Annotated in this window: 15 protein-coding genes, 6 tRNA genes and 1 other RNA gene; 17 read left to right on the plus strand and 5 right to left on the minus strand. The window is 66.2% G+C overall.

The window, feature by feature from the left end:
* The first annotated feature begins 165 nt into the window (after nucleotides 1-165).
* The 7 genes from ACSYS9_RS04435 (at nucleotide 166) to ACSYS9_RS04465 (ending at nucleotide 3,238) form a co-directional block, all read left to right on the plus strand.
* Complete coding sequence (locus ACSYS9_RS04435; protein ID WP_004146343.1) at nucleotides 166-438, plus strand: HU family DNA-binding protein; 273 nt, start codon at nucleotides 166-168, stop codon at nucleotides 436-438.
* A gap of 11 nt (nucleotides 439-449) precedes the next feature.
* Nucleotides 450-524, plus strand: a tRNA-Val gene (locus tag ACSYS9_RS04440).
* A 26-nt stretch (nucleotides 525-550) separates the two neighbouring features.
* Nucleotides 551-627 (plus strand) — tRNA-Asp (locus tag ACSYS9_RS04445).
* A gap of 85 nt (nucleotides 628-712) precedes the next feature.
* Nucleotides 713-789 (plus strand) — tRNA-Asp (locus tag ACSYS9_RS04450).
* A gap of 87 nt (nucleotides 790-876) precedes the next feature.
* A tRNA-Asp gene (locus tag ACSYS9_RS04455) sits at nucleotides 877-953 on the plus strand.
* Nucleotides 954-1,059: 106 nt separating this feature from the next.
* Nucleotides 1,060-1,136: transfer RNA gene (locus tag ACSYS9_RS04460), tRNA-Asp, on the plus strand.
* A gap of 146 nt (nucleotides 1,137-1,282) precedes the next feature.
* Nucleotides 1,283-3,238, plus strand: coding sequence for a peptidyl-prolyl cis-trans isomerase (locus ACSYS9_RS04465; RefSeq protein ID WP_071228863.1), 1,956 nt, complete (start codon nucleotides 1,283-1,285; stop codon nucleotides 3,236-3,238).
* Between the two features lie 190 nt (nucleotides 3,239-3,428).
* On the opposite strand, the gene ACSYS9_RS04470 is transcribed toward ACSYS9_RS04465, so the two are convergent.
* Nucleotides 3,429-4,628, minus strand: coding sequence for a lytic transglycosylase domain-containing protein (locus ACSYS9_RS04470; protein WP_071228862.1), 1,200 nt, complete (start codon nucleotides 4,626-4,628; stop codon nucleotides 3,429-3,431).
* Nucleotides 4,625-5,389, minus strand: a complete 765-nt coding sequence (gloB, locus tag ACSYS9_RS04475; protein WP_071228861.1) for a hydroxyacylglutathione hydrolase — start codon at nucleotides 5,387-5,389, stop codon at nucleotides 4,625-4,627. The genes ACSYS9_RS04470 and gloB overlap by 4 nt, the downstream gene beginning before the upstream one ends.
* A gap of 11 nt (nucleotides 5,390-5,400) precedes the next feature.
* Here gloB and ACSYS9_RS04480 point away from each other — a divergent pair, with 11 nt between their 5' ends.
* From ACSYS9_RS04480 to dnaQ, 3 genes are read left to right on the plus strand one after another with little or no spacing between them, the layout of a single operon-like run.
* The gene (locus ACSYS9_RS04480; RefSeq protein ID WP_071228860.1) at nucleotides 5,401-6,045 is read left to right on the plus strand and encodes a methyltransferase domain-containing protein; all 645 of its coding nucleotides are present in this window, start codon (nucleotides 5,401-5,403) and stop codon (nucleotides 6,043-6,045) included.
* 13 nt (nucleotides 6,046-6,058) lie between these two features.
* Complete coding sequence (gene rnhA, locus ACSYS9_RS04485; protein ID WP_032129326.1) at nucleotides 6,059-6,511, plus strand: ribonuclease HI; 453 nt, start codon at nucleotides 6,059-6,061, stop codon at nucleotides 6,509-6,511.
* Between the two features lie 4 nt (nucleotides 6,512-6,515).
* On the plus strand, nucleotides 6,516-7,247 hold the full coding sequence (gene dnaQ, locus ACSYS9_RS04490) for a DNA polymerase III subunit epsilon (protein ID WP_071228859.1): 732 nt from the start codon (nucleotides 6,516-6,518) through the stop codon (nucleotides 7,245-7,247).
* Between the two features lie 110 nt (nucleotides 7,248-7,357).
* On the opposite strand, the gene ACSYS9_RS04495 is transcribed toward dnaQ, so the two are convergent.
* The gene (locus ACSYS9_RS04495) at nucleotides 7,358-8,062 is read right to left on the minus strand and encodes a PP2C family protein-serine/threonine phosphatase (protein ID WP_032129328.1); all 705 of its coding nucleotides are present in this window, start codon (nucleotides 8,060-8,062) and stop codon (nucleotides 7,358-7,360) included.
* Between the two features lie 164 nt (nucleotides 8,063-8,226).
* Between ACSYS9_RS04495 and ACSYS9_RS04500 the strand changes: the two genes are divergently transcribed.
* Both ACSYS9_RS04500 and ACSYS9_RS04505 read left to right on the plus strand, forming a co-directional pair.
* A tRNA-Ser gene (locus tag ACSYS9_RS04500) sits at nucleotides 8,227-8,317 on the plus strand.
* Nucleotides 8,318-8,595: 278 nt separating this feature from the next.
* Nucleotides 8,596-9,000 (plus strand): DUF6165 family protein, encoded by a 405-nt coding sequence (locus ACSYS9_RS04505; RefSeq protein ID WP_046982834.1) that lies wholly within the window; start codon nucleotides 8,596-8,598, stop codon nucleotides 8,998-9,000.
* Nucleotides 9,001-9,018: 18 nt separating this feature from the next.
* On the opposite strand, the gene ACSYS9_RS04510 is transcribed toward ACSYS9_RS04505, so the two are convergent.
* A complete protein-coding gene (locus ACSYS9_RS04510; protein ID WP_049400633.1) occupies nucleotides 9,019-10,065 on the minus strand; it encodes a glycosyltransferase family 9 protein in 1,047 nt (348 codons plus the stop codon).
* A gap of 20 nt (nucleotides 10,066-10,085) precedes the next feature.
* Here ACSYS9_RS04510 and ACSYS9_RS04515 point away from each other — a divergent pair, with 20 nt between their 5' ends.
* The 3 genes from ACSYS9_RS04515 to ACSYS9_RS04525 are packed head-to-tail and all read left to right on the plus strand — an operon-like array spanning nucleotide 10,086 to nucleotide 11,988.
* The gene (locus tag ACSYS9_RS04515; RefSeq protein ID WP_071229575.1) at nucleotides 10,086-10,835 is read left to right on the plus strand and encodes a 3-deoxy-D-manno-octulosonic acid kinase; all 750 of its coding nucleotides are present in this window, start codon (nucleotides 10,086-10,088) and stop codon (nucleotides 10,833-10,835) included.
* The gene (locus tag ACSYS9_RS04520) at nucleotides 10,835-11,602 is read left to right on the plus strand and encodes an MBL fold metallo-hydrolase (RefSeq protein ID WP_032127780.1); all 768 of its coding nucleotides are present in this window, start codon (nucleotides 10,835-10,837) and stop codon (nucleotides 11,600-11,602) included. Before ACSYS9_RS04515 ends, ACSYS9_RS04520 begins: the two co-directional genes overlap by 1 nt.
* Nucleotides 11,599-11,988 carry a nuclear transport factor 2 family protein gene (locus tag ACSYS9_RS04525; protein WP_071229574.1) on the plus strand — a complete coding sequence of 130 codons (390 nt, stop codon included), beginning with the start codon at nucleotides 11,599-11,601 and terminating at the stop codon, nucleotides 11,986-11,988. Before ACSYS9_RS04520 ends, ACSYS9_RS04525 begins: the two co-directional genes overlap by 4 nt.
* Nucleotides 11,989-12,066: 78 nt before the next feature.
* Here the strand turns inward: ACSYS9_RS04525 and ffs are convergent.
* Nucleotides 12,067-12,163: signal recognition particle sRNA small type (gene ffs / locus ACSYS9_RS04530), an RNA gene on the minus strand.
* Nucleotides 12,164-12,463: 300 nt separating this feature from the next.
* Between ffs and ACSYS9_RS04535 the strand changes: the two genes are divergently transcribed.
* A complete protein-coding gene (locus ACSYS9_RS04535; protein WP_010483859.1) occupies nucleotides 12,464-12,781 on the plus strand; it encodes a DMT family transporter in 318 nt (105 codons plus the stop codon).
* A gap of 357 nt (nucleotides 12,782-13,138) precedes the next feature.
* Nucleotides 13,139-24,019, plus strand: a complete 10,881-nt coding sequence (locus ACSYS9_RS04540; RefSeq protein ID WP_071229573.1) for an autotransporter-associated beta strand repeat-containing protein — start codon at nucleotides 13,139-13,141, stop codon at nucleotides 24,017-24,019.
* Nucleotides 24,020-24,066 lie beyond the last annotated feature (47 nt).

Genomic DNA, 24,066 nt, shown 5'->3' on the forward strand with positions numbered 1-24,066 from the left:
CGTGGGGGTAGGGCCACTGGTATAAAAGCAGCACTCGCGAATGAGTGATCGCTGTCAGCGATGACTGAATCGGCGAACCGTTTCCACATGGCGGCCGCATGCAGAAGGCGTGCGGTTGCTTCCCTGTCGAATAAGCGGAACCCACCGCCAAAGGAGTTGTAGAGAATGAACAAGACCGAATTGATCGATGCCGTTGCTGAAGCTGCCGACCTGACCAAGGCCGAGTCCAGCCGCGCTGTCGATGCCGTCGTTGCTGCCGTCACCAAGGCGCTGAAGGACGGCGATGCGGTCACCCTGGTTGGCTTCGGTACCTTCCAGGTCCGCGACCGTGCTGCCCGCACCGGCCGCAACCCGAAGACCGGCGACACCATCAAGATCGCTGCTTCGAAGAATCCGTCGTTCAAGGCTGGTAAGGCCCTGAAGGATGCTGTAAACTAAGCGGCTCGCTGGGGTGCTTAGCTCAGCGGTAGAGCGTCTCCTTTACACGGAGAGGGTCGGGGGTTCGAAACCCTCAGCACCCACCACAGCACCGCGGTAAAAGTTTGAGTGTGGAGCGGTAGTTCAGCTGGTTAGAATGCTGGCCTGTCACGCCGGAGGTCGCGGGTTCGAGTCCCGTCCGCTCCGCCATTCAACGAGGCCTCCGGCCAAAAGCTGGAGGCTTTGTTTTCTCCCCGGTCCAGGCCGGTGGGAAAACAGGAAATAGCAACAATGCGGAGCGGTAGTTCAGCTGGTTAGAATGCTGGCCTGTCACGCCGGAGGTCGCGGGTTCGAGTCCCGTCCGCTCCGCCACTACATCGAGGCCCCCGGCCTAAAGCTGGGGGCCTTGTCTTCTCACCGACAGGTTCGGAAGGAAGGCGAAAAGGTTTTTGCAAGAACGGAGCGGTAGTTCAGCTGGTTAGAATGCTGGCCTGTCACGCCGGAGGTCGCGGGTTCGAGTCCCGTCCGCTCCGCCATTGCAGAATTCTTAAGTCCCTGTGAAAAAACTTTGAAAAAAGTGTTCATCGGGCTGGGTTTCCAGGGAGTCTTCGGATATACTGGGCGCCTGTAAAGTTTCAGCGCGGAGCGGTAGTTCAGCTGGTTAGAATGCTGGCCTGTCACGCCGGAGGTCGCGGGTTCGAGTCCCGTCCGCTCCGCCAACTCTAAAAGCCCTCGGCGCAAGCCGGGGGCTTTTTCTTTGTGCCGTCGGAAGCGGTGCGCAGGCCACGCCGGTGCTGCTTTTGGTCCCTGCGACGAAGCGGGTTACACTGCCGGGCTCGCCAATCAGGCCTTGTGATTCCTCACCATGCTGCAGAAACTCCGCGACAAGACCTCAGGCTGGATCGTCACCGTGATCCTGGGGCTGCTGATGATTCCGTTCCTGTTCGTGATCGACAACAGCTACCTCGGTGGCGTTGGCGCACAGAACGTGGCCAAGGTTTCCGCGCCGCCGACTTGGTGGCGTTCGGCACCGTCGTGGTGGCCGGTGCGCATGCTGTGGCAGCATCATGAGATCAGCGCGCAGGATTTCCGCACCCGCTTCGAGCAGGAGCGCATGCGTGAGCGCCAGCAGCAGGGCGAGAATTTCGACCCGCGCGCGTTTGAAAGCACCGAAAACAAGCTGGCCGTGCTCGATCAGCTGATCGACGAACAGGTCGTGCGCCTGGTCGGCGAGCAGGCCGGTGTCGTGATCGGCGATGGCGCGGTGCGCGAGTACATCGCCACCATCCCGGCCTTCCTCGATTCGAACGGCAAGTTCAACGAGAACAACTACCGCCTGGCTCTGGCCGGTGGCAATCCGCCGCGCACGCCGACCCAGTTCCAGGAACTGGTGCGTGAGAGCCTGCAGCAGTCGGTGATTCCGTCGGGCCTGCAGAACTCGGGCTTCGTCACCCAGGCCGAGACCGAGCGCCTGCTGAAGCTGCTGGGTGAGACCCGCGACGTCGAACTGGCCGCGCTGCCGGAGGTTCCGGCCGATACCGCGCCGGTCACCGATGAGCAGATCAAGCAGTGGTACGACAGCCACGGCAAGGATTTCCGCCAGGCCGAAAGCGTGTCGCTGGAATACGTCGAGATCAATGGCGCCAACCTGCCGGCACCGACCGCGGCCGACGAAGCGACCCTGCGCAAGCGCTATGAGGACGAGAAGGCGAAGTTCACTTCGCCGGAACAGCGCCAGGCCGCGCACATCCTGATCACCGGTGACGGTGCCGAAGCCAAGGCGAACAAGATCGCCACCGAAGCCAAGGCGGCGGGTGCCGACTTCGCTGCACTGGCCAAGGCCAATTCGGAAGACCCGGGTTCGAAGGACCAGGGCGGTGATCTGGGCTGGGTCGAGCGTGGCGCGATGGTCAAGCCATTCGAAGACGCCCTGTTCGCCGCCAAGGCGGGTGACGTGATCGGCCCGGTCAAGACCGACTTCGGCTACCACATCATCAAGGTCGCCGCGGTGCGTGGCGGCGAAGGCAAGTCGTTCGAGGAAGTGCGTGACACGCTGGCCGCCGAGCAGCTGAAGGCCGACGGCGAGCGCGGCTTCAACGAGCTGGCCGGCCACCTGGTCGATGCCATCAACAAGAGCCCGAGTGATCTGGCTGCTGCGGCCAAGGAAGTGAACCTGCCGCTGCAGACGCTGGGCCCGATCACCCGTGCCACCGCCAGTGGCATCGCCGCTGACCCGGGCGTGCTGCGTGCCGCCTTCTCCGACGTGCTGGTGCAGGACGGGACCGCCAGCGACCCGATTGCGCTGGGCGGCGCGACCAACCACAGTGTGGTCATCCGCGTGGCCGCGCACACCCCGGAACAGGCAACGCCGCTGGACAAGGCGCGTGAACAGGTGATCGCCGCGATCCGCGCCGACCGCCAGCGCCAGGCCAGCGACAAGGCCGCCGACGCCGTGCTGGCCAAGCTGAAGGCCGGTGCCACCCTGCAGTCGCTGGCCGCCAGCGAGAAGCTGCAGTTGAGCCCGATGCCGGGCCTGCCGCGCAGCCAGCCGGTGCCGACCCCGGAAATCAACCGCGCGATCTTCAGTGCGCCGGTGCCGGCGGAAGGCAAGCCGAGCTACGGCAAGGTCGACGTCAACGGCCACGCGCTGCTGTTCGCAGTGAACAAGGTCAACCCGGGCGACATCAAGGAAGTGACCGCCGAGCAGCAGAAGCAGCTCAAGGATCAGCTGAGCCAGATCGACGGCATGGCCGCAGCCAAGGCCTACGTCGAGGCGATGCGCAGGAAGTTCGTGATCCAGACCACCGAAGAGAACCTGTAAGCCTCGCGGCGGGGCAGGATCGAAGAAGGCCCGGCAATGCCGGGCCTTTTTTTGTGCCTTCGCGTCGTCTGTGGCGCGCTTGAGCTTTGGTAGTGGTCGAGCTTGCTCGACCGCCTTTTGTAGAGTCGTGCAGATGCAGTCGAGCATCGCTCGACTCTACAAAGAGCAGATACAGCGGGGTTGGAGCGCGTCAGTCTTCCACGCGCAGCACTGCGCCGGGCTTCAGCACGCTGCTGCCACTCAGGCCGTTCAGCGACAGCAGGGCCTTTACCGGCATGCCGTAGCGGCGGGCGATGGTCCAGGCCGACTCGCCATCACGCACGGTGTGGCGGCGGCTGCGCGGGCGGTCGGCGATCGCGGCCACGGCCTTGGCCACCTGCGGCGTCGGCGTGGTCGTGGCAACCGGTGCGGTGCTGGCCACCAGCGTGGTCGCGGCTTCCGTCACCGTCGCATTGGCGGCCGAGACCGGGGCCAGGACCCGGGTGGTTCCCGAAGCGCGGTTGCCGGCGGCCAGGGCCGGGTTGAGGCGGGCGATCCTGGCGGGGTCCAGGGCGCGCTGTGCGGCCCACTGCTGGACGCTGGTGCCGGCTGGCAGGGTGTGGTCCTTCAACACCGGCACGGTGCGGTCCAGCGAGGCCATCACGCGAGGCTGGTCCTCCACGTCTTCCAGCACGCAGGCCAGGGCATGCAGCTTCTCGACATAGGCATGGGTAACCGGCGACAGCCCCGGCAGGGCTGCCGGCTTGGCGTTCTGCGCGTTCATGCCGGCCTTGCGCATGGACTGCAGCACCCGGTACTCGCCGGCGTTGTAGGCCATGGTGGCCAGGCGCCAGTCGCCGCCGAACATGCCATGTAGGGTCTTCAGGTAGCGCACCGCGGCCTGGGTGGAATCAACCGCCGACAGGCGGCCGTCGTAGCCGTTGGCCATGGGGACGCGGTGGTTGCGCGCCGTGGTGGCGATGAACTGCCACAGGCCGGTCGGGCCGCTGCCGTTGCGGGCATTGGGCCGATAGCCGCTTTCCACGAACGGGATCAGCGCGAATTCGGTGGGCAGGTTCGCCTTGCGCAGCTCTTCGACCACATAGCCGAACAGCACCAGCGCATCGTCATCCTGGTTGGCCAGGCGCGAGGGGGCGTGGGCGAACTGCTTCTGCCAGCGCGGGCTGGTAGCCTCGGCATCGCAGCTGGGCTCGGCCAGGCCGTCGCGGAAGCTGGTGAAGATCTCCTGGCCATTGCGCACCGAGGGCGCAGGCAGCGCGGACGGATCCAGCGGCAGCGCCGCAGCGGCGGTCAGGTTCTGGCTGATGCCGGCGCCCAGCGACTGTGCGCCCGCGGTTCCGGCCAGCCCCAAGGCAAGGCCCAGGGCCAGCGGCAGACTTCGGCGCATCATGCGCGGAAGCCGTCTTTCCAGTGCCGGAGACCGGCCATCACGTCGACGTCGTCCACGACGTCACGGCCCAGGTGTGCCGACACCGACGCACGGATCGGTGCAGCGTGCACACGCAGGAAGGGATTGCAGTCGAATTCGTTGGCCAGGGTTACCGGCAGGGTGGAACGGTCATCGCGGCGCATGGCCAAAGCCTCCTCTTGGCGCTGCCACAAGGCAGCGTTGGCGGGGTCGACATGCCGCGCGAAGACGGCATTTGACACGGTGTACTCATGAGCGCAACAAAGCAGCAGTTGCGCGGGCAGGGCACCCAGCTTGCGCATCGACGCCAGCAGCTGGGACGGCGTACCTTCGAACAGGCGTCCACAGCCCAGGCTGAACAACGAATCTCCGCTGAAAAGATGTTCAGCAGTGTGAAACGCGATGTGGCTGCGGGTATGCCCGGGCACGGATAGTACGTGGAACGTCTGGCCCAGTGCCTGAACGCGTTCACCTTCGCCGACCCGTTCGGTGGCCGTGGGGATGCGCTCTTCGACCGGCGCGATGACCCGTACACCGGGAAAGCGAGCCTGCAGTGCCGGCACGCCACCGATGTGGTCGTCGTGGTGATGGGTGAGCAGGATCGTGTCCACGCGCAGGCCCTGATCGGCCAGTGCGAGCACTGGCGCGGCATCGCCGGGGTCGACGACCACGGCAGCGCCCTCGTTGTCGATCAGCGTCCAGATGTAGTTATCCGCAAATGCGGGCAGGGCAGTCAGTCGCATAGAATTGGACCATGCCCGCGCTGCAGAGCACCCGTCAAGCGAGCCAGACCCCGTGGTTCGACAGCGAACCGGCGGAGGCCTTGCGTGTGCTGGAGCGGCAATTGCTGCTGCCGCAGCTGTCGGTGCTGCCGGCGCAGCCCTGGCTGTGGATCGCACCAAGTGCGGCCTGGCTGGACGATGCACAGTTGGGCGGACGCGGTCTGCGCCTGTTCCGGCAGGGGCAGGGCTATGACGGCGACACCCGTTGTGCGCTGCCGCTGCCGCTGGCCAATGAAAGCGTCAATGCGATCGTGCTGCAGCATGTCACTGCGGCCGACGCTGATCGGCTGCTCGACGAGTGCGAGCGCGTACTGATGCCGGGCGGCCATCTGTGGCTGAGCAGCCTCAATCCGTTCAGTCCGTATCGCACGCGATGGCGCCAGCATGGACTGGTGGTGCGCACGCCACAGCGGATCCGCCTGCTGCTCGGCCGTCATGGGCTGGAATGCGACGATATGCGTTACCTGGGCCCGCTCTGGCGCGGTGCGGGCAGCCGTCGTCCCGGAGGTTGGGCACCGCTGCGCGCGGCCTGCCTGTTCCATGCTGAAAAGCGCACGCTGGCCCTGCCTGGGCCGAAACCGCTGCCGGTGCGCTGGCACGGCACCGTAGCTACCTGATTCTGGAGTTGTATTGAAAACCATCGAAATCCACACCGACGGTTCCTGCCTTGGCAATCCCGGCCCCGGCGGCTGGGCTGCGCTGCTGCGCTACAAGGGCCACGAGCGCGAACTGAGCGGTGGCGAGGCGCACACCACCAACAACCGGATGGAGCTGATGGCGGCCATTTCCGGGCTGGAGTCGCTGACCGAGCCGTGCAACATCGTGCTCTATACCGATTCGCAGTATGTGCGGCAGGGTCTGACCCAGTGGATGCCGGGCTGGATCCGCAAGAACTGGAAGACCGCTGGCGGCGATCCGGTAAAGAACCGCGAGCTGTGGGAGCGCCTGCAGGCGGCCACGCTGCGGCATCAGATCGACTGGCGCTGGGTGAAGGGTCACTCCGGCGACCCGGACAATGAGCGGGTGGATACGCTGGCCCGCAACGCGGCGATCCAGATCCGCGACGCCAGCCCGGTAAACTGAGCCCATGCGTCAGATCATCCTCGATACCGAAACCACCGGCCTGGAGTGGAAGAAGGGCAACCGCATCGTCGAAATCGGCTGCGTGGAGCTGTTCAAGCGCCGCCCGACCGGCAACAACTATCACCAGTACATCAAGCCGGACTGCGAGTTCGAACAGGGCGCGCAGGAAGTCACCGGCCTGACCCTGGAGTTCCTCGATGACAAGCCGGACTTCGCGCAGATCGCCGACGAGTTCCTGGCCTTCATCGATGGCGCCGAGCTGATCATTCACAACGCGGCGTTCGACCTCGGCTTCCTCGACAACGAGTTGTCGCTGCTGGGGCCGCAGTACGGGAAGATCACCGACCGCTGCGCCGTGATCGATACCCTGGTGATGGCGCGTGAGCGCTTCCCGGGCCAGCGCAACTCGCTGGATGCGCTGTGCAAGCGGCTGGGCGTGGACAACTCGCACCGTGCGCTGCATGGCGGCCTGCTCGATGCGCAGATCCTGGGCGACGTCTATATCGCGCTGACCTCGGGCCAGGAAGAGATCGGATTCGGCCTGGGTGATGACGATGGTGGTGGCGCCGGTGCGGCGCTGCAGGCCTTCGATACCAGCAAGCTGCTGCCGCGCCCGCGCGTGGTGGCGACGCCGTCGGAGCAGGAAGCGCATGCCGCGCGGCTGGAGCGGCTGCGCAAGAAGGCCGGCCACGCATTGTGGGATGGCCCGAAGGTGGAAGAAGCCGCCAGCGCCTAATGCACCGGGGTAGTGCCGGCCGCTGGCCGGCATCTGCGTGATACGCGGTTTCCCGGTGAGCCGGCCAGCGGCCGGCACTACCGCATCCACGCATGGCGTGGATCTACGGGTTAATGGCAGCGCACCAGGATCACGCTGATGTTGTCGCGGCCGCCGCCATCGAGCGCGGCGGCGACCAGCGTGTCCACGCATTCCTGTGCGCTGGCATCCTCGAAGGCGAGGGTGCGCGCGATGCTGCGGTCGTCCACTTCCTCGGTCAGGCCGTCACTGCACAGCAGCAGCTGCATGCCCGGACGCAGTTCGCCGCTGGTGGTGGCCACGTTCAGATGCGCCGGATCGGTCACGCCCAGCGCCTGGGTGACCACGTTGCGGTGCGGATGCGCACGCGCCTGTTCGGCGGTCAGGTTGCCCTGCGCGACCAGCTCCTGCACCACGCTGTGGTCCTGGCTGAGCTGGGCCAGCTGTCCGTCGCGCCACAGGTAGGCACGGCTGTCGCCGACCCACGCCACTTCATAGCGGTTGCCCTGTACCCGTGCGGCGACCACGGTAGTGCCCATCGGCAACGTGTCGTTGCGCCGGCGCGAGGCGCGGATGATCTCTTCGTCGGCTGTGCGGATGGCCTGCGCCAGCGGTGCGCCGCGGCGGATCTCGCGCACGATGGTCTCGCGCGCCAGCGCGCTGGCCACTTCACCGCAGGCGTGCCCGCCCATGCCATCGGCCACCAGCCACAGGGCCAGCTCACTGTCACCGTAGTAGGTGTCCTCGTTGAGCTCGCGGCGCATGCCGGGGTGGGTGAGGTGTCCGAATTCGATCATGGGCGCTGGGGCGGGGTGTTGCTGGGGAGACAGGCATCATCGGGTGGCTGCGCGCATCCGGCAAGGCGTGCGCTCAGGAAATTTTCACTTCGTTGGCCGGAATGACTTGTCGTCGGCCTCACTTCCTCGTATGATGCGCGTCCCCGGTCCGCCGGGGACCACCCGGAGAGGTGGCAGAGTGGTTGAATGTACCTGACTCGAAATCAGGCAGGCGTTTATAGCGCCTCGGGGGTTCGAATCCCCCCCTCTCCGCCAGATTAAAGAAAAAGGGCTGCCGAAAGGCAGCCCTTTTTCTTTAATCTGGCGCGGGACGCGCCGCGCTCTGCGCGTCGCCCCACACGTTGCAGCGCAACCTGTGGGCCCCTCCCTTTGCCGGCCTCTCCCCGCCCCTGTCGGGGCAGGTGCATCAGTAGATCCACGCCATGCGTGGATGCTGTTCCTGCTGGCAGGCTCATCCACGCATGGCGTGGATCTGCCCATTCCATCGCGAGCTGCGGGTTAAACTGCCTGCATCACCTGTTGGAGCTTTCCCCATGACCGCTGAAATCCTCGTCCCCGTTTCTTTCGGCGAGCTGCTGGACAAGATCTCGATCCTGCAGATCAAGTCCGAGCGCATCAGTGACGAGGGCAAGCTGGCCAATGTGCGCAAAGAACTGTCGGCGCTGGAGCAGACCTGGATGGCACACCCGGCGGCGGTGAAGGACATCGCCAAGCTGCGTGCCGAGCTGAAGGCGGTCAACGAGCAGCTGTGGGACATCGAGGACGACATCCGCCTGAAAGAGAAGGCGCAGGCGTTCGACCAGGGTTTCATCGACCTGGCGCGCAGCGTCTACCTGCGCAATGACGAACGCGCGCGCATCAAGAAGGCGATCAACCTGGCGCTGGGTTCGGCGTACGTGGAAGAGAAGTCCTACCAGGATTACGCGCAGCGCGCGTAATCCGGGGCAGCCTGCTGCTCACCCCAGGTGGTCGGCGACGTAGCGTTCGAACGCAGCGATACCGTCTTCCACGGTGATCAGTTCCATCACATCGTCGAACTCGATCTTGGTGCCCCACTTCAGATCCGAGGCCTGCTTGGCCAGGTACTTGCGCGCGGCATCGTCGTAGCGGTCCACGCAGTAGCGGCGGTCGGAATAGGGACCGCTGCGGTTCGGGTTGCTGGCTGCATGCAGGCCCAGTACCTTGGCGCCCATCGCGTTGGCGATGTGCATCGGGCCCGAGTCCGGGGTCATCACCAGATTGGCGCGGGCAAGCAGCGCCGGCAGCTGCTTCAAGGTGTCCTTGCCGACCAGGTCAAGCGCCGGTGTGTGCAGCTGCGCCTGGATGGCATCGGCCATGCTGCGCTCCAGTTCGCTGCGGCCTCCGCACAGCACCACCTGCCAACCGCGCTGTGCGGCGTGGTTGGCCACGGCGGCGTAGCGGTCTGCATACCAGTTGCGGCGCACGTGGCTGGAACAGGGCGAGATCATCAACACCGGGCGGCCATCGTCCTGCCATTGCGCGGCAGCCCACTCATACGCGGACTGTGGCACCGCCAGGTCCCAGCTGACCTCGGTCTGGCGCAGGCCAAGGGGTTCACAGAAACTGCCGATGGCATCCAGCACATGGATGCCGGGGCGGTCGGGGATGCGTTCGTTGATGAAGAGACCATGCAGGTCCTTCGAGCGGCTGCGGTCATAGCCGATGCGACGCTCTGCGGGAATGAAGGCCGACAGCAGGTTGGCGCGGAACGCCACCTGCATCTGCAACAGCGCTTCGAAGCGCCCCGGCGGCAGCTGCCTGCGCAGTTCCTTGACCCCGGCCATGCCGCTCTTCTTGTCGTAGGCGTGGAAGGTGACACCGGGCAGGCCGTCGAGCAACTTGTGGCCGGCCTTGTCGATGATCCAGTGGATCGGCGTATCCGGGCGCGCAGCCTGCAGGGTGCGCACCAGGGGCACCACGTGGGTGACATCGCCAAGTGCGGACAGGCGCAGGAGGCACAAGGAGGAGGACGCTGATGCCATGTGTTGTTAGACTCAATGAAATGGTCGCATTCGACGCCAATGAAGCGCTGACGCCATGCCGCGAGGGTCGCGGCATCGGGGCCATTCTGTTCGACCGCGAGCGGCTGCGGCAAGCCGAGATCGGCCTGTTCTCGCCCCAGCACTGGGGCAGCAGGGCTCGGCCGGTGGGCGAGGGCGGTCGTGGCAGCGCCTGGTTCGTCGATGCGCCGTTCGGCGCCAGCGTGCTGCGCCACTACCTGCGCGGTGGCCTGGCGGCGAAGATCAGCCATGACCAGTACTTCTGGCGCGGCGCGGACCGGACGCGCAGCTTCGCCGAATTCCGGCTGATGCGCGCGCTGCGCGAGAAAAAGCTGCCGGTGCCCCGGCCACTGGCGGCGTTCTACATGCGCGAGGGCCTGCGCTACCGGGCTGCGATCCTGATGGAGCGGATCGAGGGTGTCCGTTCGCTGGCCGACCGCGCGCTGGTCGCGGGGCGGGGCGCACCGTGGGAGGAGACCGGGCGGCTGATTGCCCGCTTCCATCGTGCCGGCCTGGACCATGCCGACCTCAATGCGCACAACATCCTGTTCGACGGCAACGGCCACGGCTGGTTGATCGACTTCGACCGCGGGGTGATCCGCATCCCGGCGACCGCCTGGCGCGAACGCAATCTCAAGCGCCTGCTGCGCTCGCTGATCAAGCTGCGCGGCGAGCGCAGCATGGAAGACGTGCAGAAGGATTACGCGCGGCTGCGCCGCGCCTATGACATGGCCTGGAACCGGGGCACCTGATGGACTGGTCGTTGCGTTTCCTCGGCGTCGGCAATGCGTCGGCGGTCGAGCTGGGGTCGCCGATGTCGGTGATCGAACGGGACGGTCGGCCGTGGTTGACCATCGACTGTGGCGGCGAAGGACTGACCGCGTTCAAGGCGCACTACGGGCACATGCCGCAGGCGCTGTTCGTCACCCATGTGCACTTGGACCACGTGGCCGGCTTCGAGCGCCTGTTCGTGGACACCTTCTTCAATGCGCACCGGCGCGGCAAGGTGCGCCTGTACGTGCCCGCCACGGTGGTGCCGCTGCTGCACAAGCGCATCGGTGATTATCCGAATGTGCTGGCCGAGGGCGGTGCCAACTTCTGGGATGCGTTCCAGCTGGTCGTGGTGGGCGAGGCGTTCTGGCACGAGGGCGTGCGCCTGGAAGTGTTCCCGGTGCGCCACCACTGGCCGGAGACGGCCTATGGCCTGCGCCTGCAGGGTGCGCTGACCTGGAGTGGCGATACCCGGCCGATTCCGGAGATGCTGGCCCGCTTCGCCAACGACAATGAACTGATCGCGCACGACTGCGGCCTGCACGGCAACCCGTCGCACACCGGCGTGGACGACCTGGAGCGCGAGTACAGCGTCGAACTGCAGGCGCGGATGATGCTCTACCACTATGCGAGCGCGGCCGACGGCCAGGCGCTGGCCGCGCGGGGGCACCGTGTGGCGCAGCCGGGGCAGTGCGTGCCGCTGGCCAACCCCACTGCACCGCACGTGCTGGTGCAGGATCCGCCGTGAGCGGTGCTGGCCAGCCCGCCGACGCGGCGCTGGCTGCCGAGCTGGAGGCGCTGGAACGCGCGCTGCATGCGCCGCAGGTGCGGGGGGATCGCGAGTCCCTTGCAGCCCTGCTGGACGAGGATTTCAGCGAGATCGGCAGTTCCGGGCGATGCTACGGCCGTGATGCGGCGTTGCAGGAGATCCCGCTGGAGCGCGCTCAGGTGCTGATCGAATCGGAACAGTACGCGGTGTGGCTGTTGGCCGAGGATCTGGCCCAGGTGCGCTACCGCAGCCGCTATCACGTTGATGGCCAGGCCCAGGGCTGGGTGTTGCGCAGTTCGCTGTGGCGACGGCATGCGCAGGAATGGAGGGTGGTGTTTCACCAGGGCACGCCCGCGGCGGGGTAGTGGTGGGCGATGCCCGGTGAAGGGCGCCAGCCAAGGCTGGCATCTACCAGAGGCGGGGCGTCGCCGGAAAAGGCGGTGGCCCCGCCGGCTGACCTCGGCGCCCGCGTCGATCGATACCGTTGCTGCCTTCCGGCCCTGGCGGGATTTTCGACCTAGCGTCGCGAGGGGCCGACGGGGCCACCATAGAGACGTTGGCCGCCCAGTGGGCGGCCGGTTCACGGATCAGGGGAAGCAGCGCGCGATGCGCCGGAGACCACAGCCGGACTGCACATCGGCTGGCCGATGGCAGACGGCAACTATAGCGCAGGCAGGTACATCGACGCCAGCTTCGTGCACTGAATCGGCTGTAACCCGCGTCTGCCGGCAACGCCCCGCGCCGACCGGCGTTGCTAGAATGCCGGCCAGGAGGAACGACCTCCCCCACATCGGGAATCAATGACCAGGACGGCCTGGCCCTACCAAGAGGAGGGCTGTCATGGCCTGGATCTATCTGTTGTTCGCCGGCCTGCTGGAAATCGTCTGGGCCGTGTCCATGAAGCAGTCCGAAGGCTTCACCAAGCTCACCCCTACCGTGGTCACCATCATCGGCATGATCGCCAGCTTCTGGCTGCTGGCGGTGGCCATGCGCAGCCTGCCGCTGGGCACCGCCTACACGATCTGGACCGGCATCGGCGCGGTCGGTGCGTTCGTGGTCGGCATCGTCTTCCTCGGTGAGCAGGTCAGCCCGATGCGGATCGGTGCGGCGGTGCTGATCGTTTCCGGCCTGGTGCTGATGAAACTCTCGAGCAGCTGAATGCATTTAGTTGGGCGGAGAAAGGAATCTCCGCCTGCTGCAGGTATATGCATTTTCGGCAAAACCATTTTGTCCTCCCGTTTTATTTGACGTGCGTCATGAAAATAACGAGCGTGATTCACATGCCGCTGGCGCCATCGGCCGCACAGTGCCGCCATTCGTCATGCGAAATCGGGGGGTTTTCGCCTTGACGGACACGTTGACCTGCCTTTTCCAGGTGCGGTCGCGTGAAGATGTGAAGATTTTCAGAAGTTAATGACGCCAGGCCTTGTTCCCGTGTCGGGAGCCGGGGTGGGCCGCATTGTCTTCAAAAAACCTGCCTGCAGTGCCATCCGGTCTTTTCATGGAGATTTACCGATGAACCGCATTTACCGTCTGGTTTTCAATCGCGCCCTCGGCGTAATGCAGGTTGCTTCGGAGGTCACTCAGAATCCCGGCGGAAGCGCGGTCTGCGCAGGGCGGGTGCCGCGATTGCGGGCGCACCAGTTGGTGGTGGCATTGGCTGCCACGCTGGCCAGTGGTTCGGCCTTCGCAGCGTGCACTGGCACCACGACCGTCAACTGCGACAGCTCCACTAACATCAACAACTACGTCAACCCGACCAGCGGCCTGACGTTGAACATCGCCAATGGCGCGGTGTTCAGCGTGCCTCTGCTGTTGGGCGGCAATGCGGTGACGTTGAGCGGCAGCAACACCACGGTCAACAACGCCGGCACGATCGATCCGTTCCTGACCGGTGGTCTCAGCCTGGCCGCGGCCGGCCTGGTGGTCGGCAACAACACCGCCGGTGGCAGCGCGATCACGGTCAACAACCAGACTGGCGGCCAGATCAAGGGCATCTTCAACATCGGCACTTTGCTGGGTTTCGGCGGCCAGGCGGTCACCGCGCAGAATGCCGCAGGTGGGACCACCACGCTGGTCAATGATGGTTCGATTGGAATGTCGCTGCTGGGGATAGGGCAGCTTGCGGATGCGACGTCGGTGGTGACCTATGGCGGAGCACAGGCCAACGTGACCAACCGTGGCAGCATCACCGGTCGTGTCGGCCTGGGTGCTTCGACAGGCAATACGTTCACCAATTCGGGCACGATCTCGGGCAGTGTGCATCTGGGTGATTCCACCGGCGGCAATACTTTCACTGCCGTGGCGGGGTCCACCGTGGTTACCGGTGGCGGTAGCGCACCTGCAGGCCTGCTCGCCGGCGTAACCGGGGTCAAGGTCGCAGCGGCGGGCACGGTTGATGCAGGCATCGGCACCGGTGCCGCCAACAACACCCTGGTGCTGCAGGACAACGCCAGTAACAACGGGCCTGCGTCGAGCATCGGCTGGACCAACTACATCGGCTTCCAGAAGCTCACCGTCAACAGCGGCACCTGGAACCTGCAGGGGCCGTGGTCGGGCACGGGCGCGATCACCCTCGGTGGCGGCGTGGTGAACTTCAACAACAACGCCGCATTCGGTTCCGGCCTGTTTACCGTCACTGGCGGCTCGATCGCGGCCAGTGGTGCAGGCCTGTCGCTGGGCAACAATTTCACCCTCAATGGCGGGTTGAACCTGGGCGGTGCCCAAGGCTTCGGTTTGAGTGGCGTGCTATCCGGTACCGGTGGGCTGACGGTCAACAACACCGGCATTGTCACCCTGGGCGGCGCCAACCTGTTCAGCGGTGGCGTCAACCTCAATGCTGGCGGCCTGGTGCTCGGCAATGCCGGTGCGCTCGGCAGCGGCAGTCTGACCGTCGGTGGCAACGCTTCGCTGGATACCTCGGCCAACTTCAATCTGGGCAACAACCTCGTCATCAACGGTGGCGGCACGCTCAACCTGCTGGGCAGCAACGCGCTGGGCCTGAATGGTTCGATCTCCGGCGCTGGCGACCTGGTCAAGGCGGGTCCGGGTACCCTCACCTTGAATGGTACCAACCTGCTTACGGGCTCCTTCGCGGTCACCGGTGGTGCGCTGGCATTGGGCGCCGGTGGCAGTCTGTCGCCGACAAGTGCGATCTCGCTGAGCGCAGGTACCAACCTCGATCTCTCGGTTGCGGCCAGCCAGACCATCGGCTCACTCGCCGGATCCGGTGCGCTCAACCTTGGCGCGCGCAGCCTCACGTTGGGTGGCTTGAACACCAGCACCAGCTTCTCCGGCGTCATCGGCGGTGTCGGCGGCGCGCTGGTCAAGGTCGGTACGGGTACCCAGACCCTGTCGGGCGCCAATACCTTCACAGGTGGCGTCACGCTCAACGGCGGTGGCCTGCTGCTGGGCAATGCAGGCGCGCTGGGTACTGGAACACTTAGTGTTGGCGGCAACGTGTCTCTCGATGGCACCGGGGCGCTCGCTCTCACCAACGCGGTCAATCTGGGCGCGGGCAGCATCCTCAATCTGTCCGGGAACCAGGCATTGACCTTCAACGGCGTGATCGGTGGCTCCGGCAGCCTGGTCAAGAACGGCGCGGCCACCCTGACCCTCAACAACGCCAACACGTTTGGTGGAGGGCTGTCGCTCACGGCTGGAGGACTGGTGCTCGGCAACGGCGGTGCGCTGGGAACTGGCGCATTGAATGTCGGTGGCGCGGTGACGCTTGATGCCAGCTCGGCACTGACCGTGGGCAACGGCATCAACCTGGGGGTGGGTGGTTCGCTCAACGTGCTGGGCTCCAACGCGCTGACGCTGGGCGGCGTGATCGGTGGTACCGGCAGCCTGGTCAAGAACGGCGCCTCCACGCTCACGCTGGGTGGGGCCAACGCGTTCACCGGCGGTCTGAACGTGAACGCAGGAAAGGTGGCACTGGCCAGTGGCGGCAGTCTGGCGGCCACCGGGGCGGTGAGCCTGGCGGGGGCCGGCGCCGAACTGGACATCTCGCTCGGCGGCAACCAGACCATCGGTGCGCTGTCCGGTGCGGCAGGCAGCATCCTCTCGCTGGGCGGCAGCACGCTCACCTTCGGTGATGCCACCAACCAGGCATTCGGCGGCGTGATCGGCGGTACCGGTGGCCTGGTCAAGCAGGGAACGGGCACGCAGACGCTCAGCGGCGCCAATACCTTCAGTGGTGGCCTGAACCTGGCGGCCGGTGGCCTGTTGCTGGGCAACGGCAGTGCACTCGGTACCGGCGCGTTGACGGTCAGCGGCAATGGCACGCTCGACGCAACCGCAGCACTGAATCTGGGCAATGCCATCAACCTTGGCGCGGTGCTGACGCTGCCGGGTAGCCAGAACCTCACCCTGGGCGGCAACATCACCGGCACCGGCAGCCTGACCAAGAACGGTGCCTCGCTGCTGACCTTGAACGGCACCAATGCATTCAGCGGCGGCCTGAACCTCAATGCCGGCAGCCTGCTGCTGGGCAACAGCGGTGCACTCGGGACGGGCGCATTGAGCGTGGGTGGCAATGCATCGCTCGATGGCAGCACGGCGTTGAACCTGGTCAACAATGTCACTCTGGGCAGTGGGGCCGTGTTGTCGCTGCCGGGTTCGCAGGCGATCACGCTTGGCGGGGTGGTTTCCGGAGCCGGTGGCCTGGTCAAGAACGGCGCCAGCACGCTCACGCTCAACGGCGCCAACAACTTCGCCGGTGGGCTGACGCTCAACGGCGGTGGCCTGATGCTGGGCAACGCTGGCGCGCTGGGAACCGGGCTGCTTGCCGTGGGCGCGAACGCGACCCTGGGCAGTACGGTGGCATTGAACCTGGGCAATGCCATCGATCTCGATGCCGGTGCGCAGCTGAGCCTGACCAGCAATGAGAATGTTGCTCTGGGCGGACTGATCACTGGCACCGGTGGCCTGATCAAGACCGGCACTGGCGTGCTGTCGTTGAACAACAGCAACACCTTCAGTGGTGGTCTGGCGCTGAACGCGGGCGGTCTGTCGGTCGGCGCCAACGGTGCGTTGGGTACCGGTGCACTGAACATCGGCGGCAATGTTTCTCTGGATGCGAGTGCCCCGGTTTCGCTGGTCAATGCAGTGAACCTGGGCGCCAATACGCTGACCCTGCCGGGCAGCAGCAATCTCACTCTGAGCGGTGTGGTGAGTGGTACCGGTGGCCTGATCAAGGACGGCGCCTCGACGCTGACCTTGTCCGGTGCCAATACCTTCCTCGGTGGCGCCACGGTCAACGCAGGTACGCTGGCACTCGGCGCGGGTGGCAGTCTTGCCGCCATCGGTGCGGTGGACCTCGCCGGTGCCGGCGCGACGCTGGACATCTCCGCAGCGGGTGCCGGGCAGACCATTGGCGCGTTGAACGGCGTGGCAGGCGGCCATGTGGCATTGGGCACGCAGACCCTTACTTTCGGTGGCGCCAGCAATGGCAGCTTTGCCGGCGTCATCGATGGCAGCGGTGGGCTGATCAAGGTCGGTGCTGGCGTGCAGACGCTGTCCGGTGCCAATACCTTCAGTGGCGGTGTCGCGCTTGATGCCGGTGGCCTGATCCTCGGGAATTCGGGGGCGCTGGGCACGGGCACGCTGGGCATCGGCGGCAACGTCAGCCTGGACGGAACGACGGCACTGAACCTGGCCAACGCCGTGAACTTCGGTGGGGGTACGCAGCTGACGCTGGGCGGCAGCAGCGATCTCACCCTTGCAGGCGTGGTGGCCGGCAGCGGCAGCCTGATCAAGAACGGTGCAGGCCTGCTGACGCTCAACAACACCAATACCTTCGGTGGCGGCCTGACCTTGAACGGTGGTGGCCTGGTGGTCGGCGCGAACGGCGCACTCGGTTCCGGCACGCTGGCGGTGAATGCCAGCACCACGCTGGATGCGGGTGCTGCAGCGACGCTCGGCAATGCGGTCACGCTGGGCTCGGGTGTCGCACTGACATTGCCGGGTAGCAATGCGCTGACGCTGTCGGGTGTGATCGATGGCAACGGCAGCCTGATCAAGAACGGTGCCACCACGCTGACGCTGTCCGGTGCCAACACCTATACCGGCGGTACCACCATCAACGCCGGTACGCTGGCACTGGGAACAGGTGGCAGCCTTGCCGCGGCGGGTGATGTCACGCTGGGCGCAGGCGCTGGCTTCGATATCTCCGGTGCCGGCAGCAGCCAGACCATCGGCGCGCTCAACGGTGCGGGCGGAAGCACGCTGGCGCTGGGCGGAAACTCATTGACGTTCGGAACCGCCAGCAACGCTGCGTTCGATGGCGTGATCAGTGGCGGCGGCGGCCTGGTGAAAGTGGGTGCAGGCGTGCAGACATTGTCCGGTGCCAACACGTTTGGCGGCGGCGTGACGCTCAACGCAGGCGGGCTGGTGCTCGGCAATGACGCGGCGCTGGGCTCTGGCGCGCTTACCGTCGGCGGGGTCGCCACGCTGGACACCACCGGCCTGGCAGCACTGACCAACAACATCGCGCTCAACGCAGGCCTGACCGTACTGGGCACCAATGCGCTGACGCTCAACGGGGTGATTTCCGGTACCGGCAGCCTGACCAAGGATGGTGGCGCAACGCTGACCTTGAACGGTATCAACTCCTATACCGGTGGTACCAACATCAACGCCGGCACACTGGCGCTGGGTGCCGGTGCCAGCCTGGCGGCGAGCGGTACCGTGAACCTCGCCACCGGCGCGACGCTGGATCTGTCGGCCGGCAGTGGCACGCAGGTGTTCGGCACCCTGGTCGGCAACGGTACGGTCAACCTGGGCGCCAATTCGATCGAAGTCGGCGGGGCGACCAATGGCACCTTCAGTGGCTCTATCGCAGGTACGGGTGGCCTGACCAAGGTCGGTGCGGGCATCGAGACGCTGACCGGTGCCAACACCTACACCGGCGGCACCTTCATCAATGCCGGCACACTGGCGATCGGTCCGGGCGGCAGCCTGGCGGCCACCGGTGCAGTGACACTTACCGCAGCGGGAACCGGCTTCGACATCTCGACGTCCGGTGCCAGCCAGACCATTGGTTCGTTGGCCGGGGTGACCGGCTCCACGGTCACTCTGGGCGCGCAGTCGCTGATCCTCGGCGGCAACGGCAACAGCGTGTTCGACGGCGCGATTTCCGGCACCGGTGGCCTGGTCAAGAACGGCACCGGCATCCTCACGCTGGGCGGCGCCAACCTGTTCAACGGCGGCCTGGCGCTCAACGGCGGTGGCCTGGTGGTCGGCAACAGCGCCGCGCTCGGCAGCGGTGCGCTGACGGTGGGGGCCAGCGCTACGCTGGATGCTTCGACCGCGGCCAACCTGGCCAACAACATCACGCTGGCATCAGGTGCCAACCTCAACCTGCTGGGCAGCAATGCACTGACCCTGGGCGGCATGGTTTCCGGTACCGGTGGGCTGATCAAGAATGGTGCGGCCACCGTGACCTTGACCGGTGCGAACACCTACACCGGAGGCACCACCATCAACAGCGGCACGCTGGCGATCGGCGCCGGCGGCAGCCTGGCGTCGACCGGCGCGGTGAACCTGGCAGGTACCGGTACCCTCGATATCTCTGCGGGCAACCAGAGCATCGGTTCGCTGGCCGGCGTGGCCGGCAGCACGGTGGCACTCGGTGGCAGCGCGCTGACCCTGGGTGGCACGGTAGACAGCACGTTCAACGGTGCGATCACCGGCAATGGTGGCCTCGTCAAGAACGGCGCAGGCGTGCAGACCCTCAACGGCGCCAGCACCTTCAGTGGCGGTGTAACGCTCAATGCCGGTGGCCTGGTGGTCGGGAACAATGCTGCGCTGGGCACCGGGGCGGTAACGGTGGGTGGCAACGGTACGCTCGATTCGAACACTACGGTGACGTTGGCCAACAACTTCGTCCTCAACGCCGGGCTGACCGTGCTCGGCAGCAACAACCTCACCCTCAACGGCAGCCTGAGTGGCACCGGCTCGCTGACCAAGGAGGGCGCGGCAACGCTGACCTTGAACGGTGCCAATACCTATACCGGTGGCACCTTCATCAATGCCGGTACGTTGGCATTGGGCGCCGGCGCGAGCTTGAATGCCAGTGGCATCGTCAACCTGGCCAGTGGTGCGACCTTCGATCTGTCGGCGGGCAGCGGCACGCAGCAGTTCGGTACCCTGATCGGCAACGGCACGGTGAACCTGGGCGGCAACACCTTGACCATTGGTGGTCCCGTCAATGGCACGTTCAGTGGTTCGGTGGGGGGTACCGGTGGGCTGATCAAGGAAGGCACCGGCACCCAGACCCTGACCGGTGCCAATACCTTCACTGGTGGCACCACCATCAATGCGGGCACGCTGGCGATTGGCGCCGGAGGAAGTCTGGCAGCGAATGGCGCGGTGACACTGGCCAACGCCGGAACAGCGTTCGATATTTCTGCCGGTGGTGCGCAGAGCATCGGATCACTGGCGGGTGTTACCGGCAGTACGGTTGCGCTCGGCGGCAGCACGCTGACCCTCAATGGCGTAGGAAACACGACCTTCGCTGGTGACATTACCGGTACCGGTGGCCTGGTGAAGAATGGTGCAGGCATCCAGGGCCTGACCGGCAGCAATACCTTCAGCGGTGGCGTGGCACTCAACGCCGGTGGCCTTGCCTTGGGTAACAACAATGCACTGGGAACCGGCACGCTGACCGTGGGCGGCAATGCCAGCCTGGACGGCACCAGCGCGCTGACGCTGGCCAATACCGTGCAGCTGGCCAGTGGCACGCTGACCCTTGCCGGCAGCAACGCGCTGACCTTGAACGGCCCGATCAGCGGCGCTGGCGGCCTGCTCAAGGATGGCGCAGCAACGGTCACCCTGGGCGGTGCCAGCACCTACACCGGTAACACCACCATCAACAGCGGCACGCTGGCGGTGGCGGCCGGTGGCAGCCTGTCGGGTGCGAGCACGGTGAACCTGGCCGGTGCCGGTACGCTGGACATCAGTGCCGGTGGCAACCAGAGCATCGGAGGCCTGGCCGGCGTAACCGGATCCAGCGTGGTGCTGGGCGGTGCGACCCTGACCACCGGCGGCAACAACGGCAGCACCACCTTCGGCGGTGTGCTCAGTGGCACCGGTGGCCTGGTGCAGAGCGGCACCGGCACGCTGACCCTGAGCGGCGACAACGTCTATACCGGTGGCACCACCATCAACGGTGGCAGCACGCTGCAGCTCGGCAACGGTGGCAGCTCCGGTTCGGTGCTGGGCGACATCACCAACAACGGCAGCCTGGTCTACAACCTGGGCAGCACCGCAACCGTGGGCGGTGTGGTCAGCGGTAGCGGTGGCCTGACCCAGGCTGGCAGCGGAACGCTGGTGCTGACCGGCAACAACACCTATACCGGCGGTACCACCATCAATGCCGGCGGCACGTTGCAGGTGGGCAACGGTGGTGCGACTGGCGCGATCGTCGGCGACATCACCAACAACGGCGCGCTGGTGTCCAACGTGGCGGGCAACACCACGCTGGGCGGCACCATCAGCGGCAGCGGTGGCCTGACCCAGGCCGGCGCTGGCACGCTGACTCTGACCGGCAACAACACCTATACCGGCGGCACCACCATCAATGCCGGTGGCACGCTGCAGGTCGGCAATGGCGGTGCGACCGGTGCGATCACCGGTAATGTCGCCAACAACGGCAGCCTGGTGTTCGACGTGGCGGGCAACACCACGGTCGGCGGCGCGATCAGTGGCAGTGGTGGCCTGACCCAGGCCGGTGCCGGCGTGCTGACGCTGGTCGGCAACAACACCTACACCGGCGGCACCATCATCACTGCCGGTGGCACGCTGCAGGTGGGCAATGGTGGAGCGACCGGTTCGATCGCTGGCGACATCACCAACAATGGTTCGCTGATCTCCAACGTCGCGGGCAACACCCTGCTGGGCGGCACCATCAGTGGTACGGGTGGCCTGACCCAGGCGGGCAGTGGCTCGCTGGTGCTGACCGGCACCAACACCTACACCGGCGGTACCACCATCAATGCCGGCGGCACGCTGCAGCTGGGCAATGGTGGTGCGACCGGCTCGATCGTCGGCGACATCACCAACAACGGCACGCTTGTGTCCAACGTCGCGGGCAACACCACGCTGGGCGGCACCATCAGCGGCAGCGGTGGCCTGACCCAGGCCGGCAGTGGCACGCTGACCGTGACCGGCAACAACACCTACACCGGCCCGACCACCATCACTGCCGGTGGCACCCTGCAGGTGGGCAATGGCGGCGCGACCGGTGCGATTGGCGGCAGCGTCACCAACAACGGCAGCCTGATCTTCAACGTGGGTGGCAACACCACCGTCGGCGGCGCCATCAGCGGCAGCGGTGGCCTGACCCAGGCCGGCAGCGGCACGCTGATCCTGGGCGGCAACAACACCTATACCGGCGGCACCACCATCAACACCGGCGGCACGCTGCAGGTCGGCAACGGCGGCGCGAGCGGATCCATTGCCGGCAACGTCAGCAACAACGGCAGCCTGGTGTTCAACGTCGGTGGCAACACCACCGTTGGTGGCACCATCAGCGGCAGCGGTGGCCTGACCCAGGCCGGTGCTGGCACCATCACCCTGACCGGCAACAACACCTACACCGGCGGCACCACCATCAACGCCGGTGGCACCGTGCAGGTTGGCAATGGCGGCGCCAGTGGCTCGATCACCGGCAACATCACCAACAACGGTGGGCTGATCATCAACACCGGTGGCGGCACCACGCTGGGCGGCAGCATCAGCGGTGGCGGCAGCATCGTGCAGGCCGGTCCGGGGGGCCTGAACCTTGGCGGCGACAGCGGTGGTTTCAGCGGTACCGGCCAGGTCACCGGCGGTGGCCTGAATGTCACCGGCAACATCGGCGGCCAGTGGACCATCGGCAGCGGTACCACGCTGTCCGGCACCGGCACCATCGGGGGTACCGGTGGTGGCGTGACGGTATCCAGTGGCGGCGTGCTGTCGCCGGGTAATGGCCCAGGCAATGGCAGCGGTGCGGGCAATGGCACCGGCACGATCACGGTGGGTGGCAACCTGACCTTGTCGCCGGGCAGCACGCTGGGCATCGATCTGGGTGCCACCGGCAGCGACACGGTGCAGGTGGGTGGCAGTGCCAACGTGGGTGGCAGCAGCGTGCAGGTGAATACCATCTCGCCGAGCACCAGCTACCAGCAGGGCCAGCAGTACACCGTGGTCAATGCGGGCGGTGGCGTGAGCGGGCAGTTCGCTTCGGCGAAGACGCCGTCGGCCTTCCTGACCATCACCCCGGTCTACACGGCGAACACGGCCAATCTGCAGATCGATGTGGCGCAGACCGCAGCCTTCACCACGGCGGCGAAGACGCGCAACCAGTACAACACCGCCGCAGCGCTGGACAGCCTGCCGCAGAGTGGTCCGGCGCTGGGCCTGTACAACACGCTGCTGATGTATGACGCGGGTACCGCGCGCGCGGCCTTCGACCAGCTGTCCGGTGAAGTGCATGCGGCCAGCCGTGCGGTGCTGTTGTACGACAATTACCTGGAAGAGGGTATCCGCCAGCGTCTGGGCAGTGAGCTGCCGACCGTGCGCGGTGAGCGTGCCTCGGCCTGGCTGGCCGGCAGCGGCAAGGTGTTCAGGCAGGATGGTGATGGCAACGGCGACGACATCCGCTCCAACCGCAATGCGCTGATGGCCGGCGTGGACTGGCAGCTGGGCGAGCACGTGGTGCTGGGTGCAGCGGCCGGCAACGAACGGCTGGATACGCGCCTGTACGATCGCAGCTCGCGCGCCCGCCTGCGTGGCAACACCTTCGGCCTGTATGCGCAGGGTCAATGGAACAACGGCTTTGCGGTCGGTGGCAGCGTGTCGCGCGGCGACTACCGCACGCGCACCACGCGTGAGGTGCCGCTGCTGGGCCAGACCCTGTACAGCCGCCAGGACTCGGATGTGACCATCGCCCAGGTGGAGGGCAGCTGGACCTGGGCCCACGGCAGGACCCAGCTGCAGCCGTACGTGCAGTTCACCAAGCACTGGGTCGACAGTGATCGCGCGGTGGAGCAGGGCGGCACTGCTGCGCTGGCGCTGGAAGGCGGCAAGGACACGCTCAATGTCAGCACCGTGGGCGTGCGGGGCCGCTGGGACGTGGGCAGCGGCGAGCGCTTCCCGGCACAGCTGACGGTCGGCCTCGGCTGGCAGCATGCTTCGGGTGACACCGACGTGGCCAGCCGCAACCGCTTCGCGGTCGGCGGCAATGCGTTCGATGTGTACAGCGCGGTGATGGCACGCAACGCGCTGGTCAGCCAGCTGGGCGTGGCGGTTGGGCTCGGCCGAAACAGCCAGCTGTCGATGTTCGTGCAGGGCCAGCACGGCGACGGTCGCCGCGACGTCGGCGGGCAGATCAACCTGCGAGTGGGCTTCTGAGGGGAGCGGGCCAGCGGTAGAACCACGGCGGGCGTGGATGGGACCGG

The sequence above is a fragment of the Stenotrophomonas sp. STK17_22 genome (genome assembly GCF_051983905.1).
Taxonomy (GTDB): domain Bacteria; phylum Pseudomonadota; class Gammaproteobacteria; order Xanthomonadales; family Xanthomonadaceae; genus Stenotrophomonas; species Stenotrophomonas maltophilia_A.

Bases quoted from the DNA above. Each gene is read 5' to 3' on its own strand.
- ACSYS9_RS04435 (WP_004146343.1), top strand. From the start codon at position 166: ATGAACAAGACCGAATTGATCGATGCCGTTGCTGAAGCTGCCGACCTG.
- ACSYS9_RS04465 (WP_071228863.1), top strand. From the start codon at position 1,283: ATGCTGCAGAAACTCCGCGACAAGACCTCAGGCTGGATCGTCACCGTG.
- ACSYS9_RS04470 (WP_071228862.1), bottom strand. From the start codon at position 4,628: ATGATGCGCCGAAGTCTGCCGCTGGCCCTGGGCCTTGCCTTGGGGCTG.
- gloB (WP_071228861.1), bottom strand. From the start codon at position 5,389: ATGCGACTGACTGCCCTGCCCGCATTTGCGGATAACTACATCTGGACG.
- ACSYS9_RS04480 (WP_071228860.1), top strand. From the start codon at position 5,401: ATGCCCGCGCTGCAGAGCACCCGTCAAGCGAGCCAGACCCCGTGGTTC.
- dnaQ (WP_071228859.1), top strand. From the start codon at position 6,516: ATGCGTCAGATCATCCTCGATACCGAAACCACCGGCCTGGAGTGGAAG.
- ACSYS9_RS04495 (WP_032129328.1), bottom strand. From the start codon at position 8,062: ATGATCGAATTCGGACACCTCACCCACCCCGGCATGCGCCGCGAGCTC.
- ACSYS9_RS04505 (WP_046982834.1), top strand. From the start codon at position 8,596: ATGACCGCTGAAATCCTCGTCCCCGTTTCTTTCGGCGAGCTGCTGGAC.
- ACSYS9_RS04510 (WP_049400633.1), bottom strand. From the start codon at position 10,065: ATGGCATCAGCGTCCTCCTCCTTGTGCCTCCTGCGCCTGTCCGCACTT.
- ACSYS9_RS04515 (WP_071229575.1), top strand. From the start codon at position 10,086: ATGGTCGCATTCGACGCCAATGAAGCGCTGACGCCATGCCGCGAGGGT.
- ACSYS9_RS04520 (WP_032127780.1), top strand. From the start codon at position 10,835: ATGGACTGGTCGTTGCGTTTCCTCGGCGTCGGCAATGCGTCGGCGGTC.
- ACSYS9_RS04535 (WP_010483859.1), top strand. From the start codon at position 12,464: ATGGCCTGGATCTATCTGTTGTTCGCCGGCCTGCTGGAAATCGTCTGG.
- ACSYS9_RS04540 (WP_071229573.1), top strand. From the start codon at position 13,139: ATGAACCGCATTTACCGTCTGGTTTTCAATCGCGCCCTCGGCGTAATG.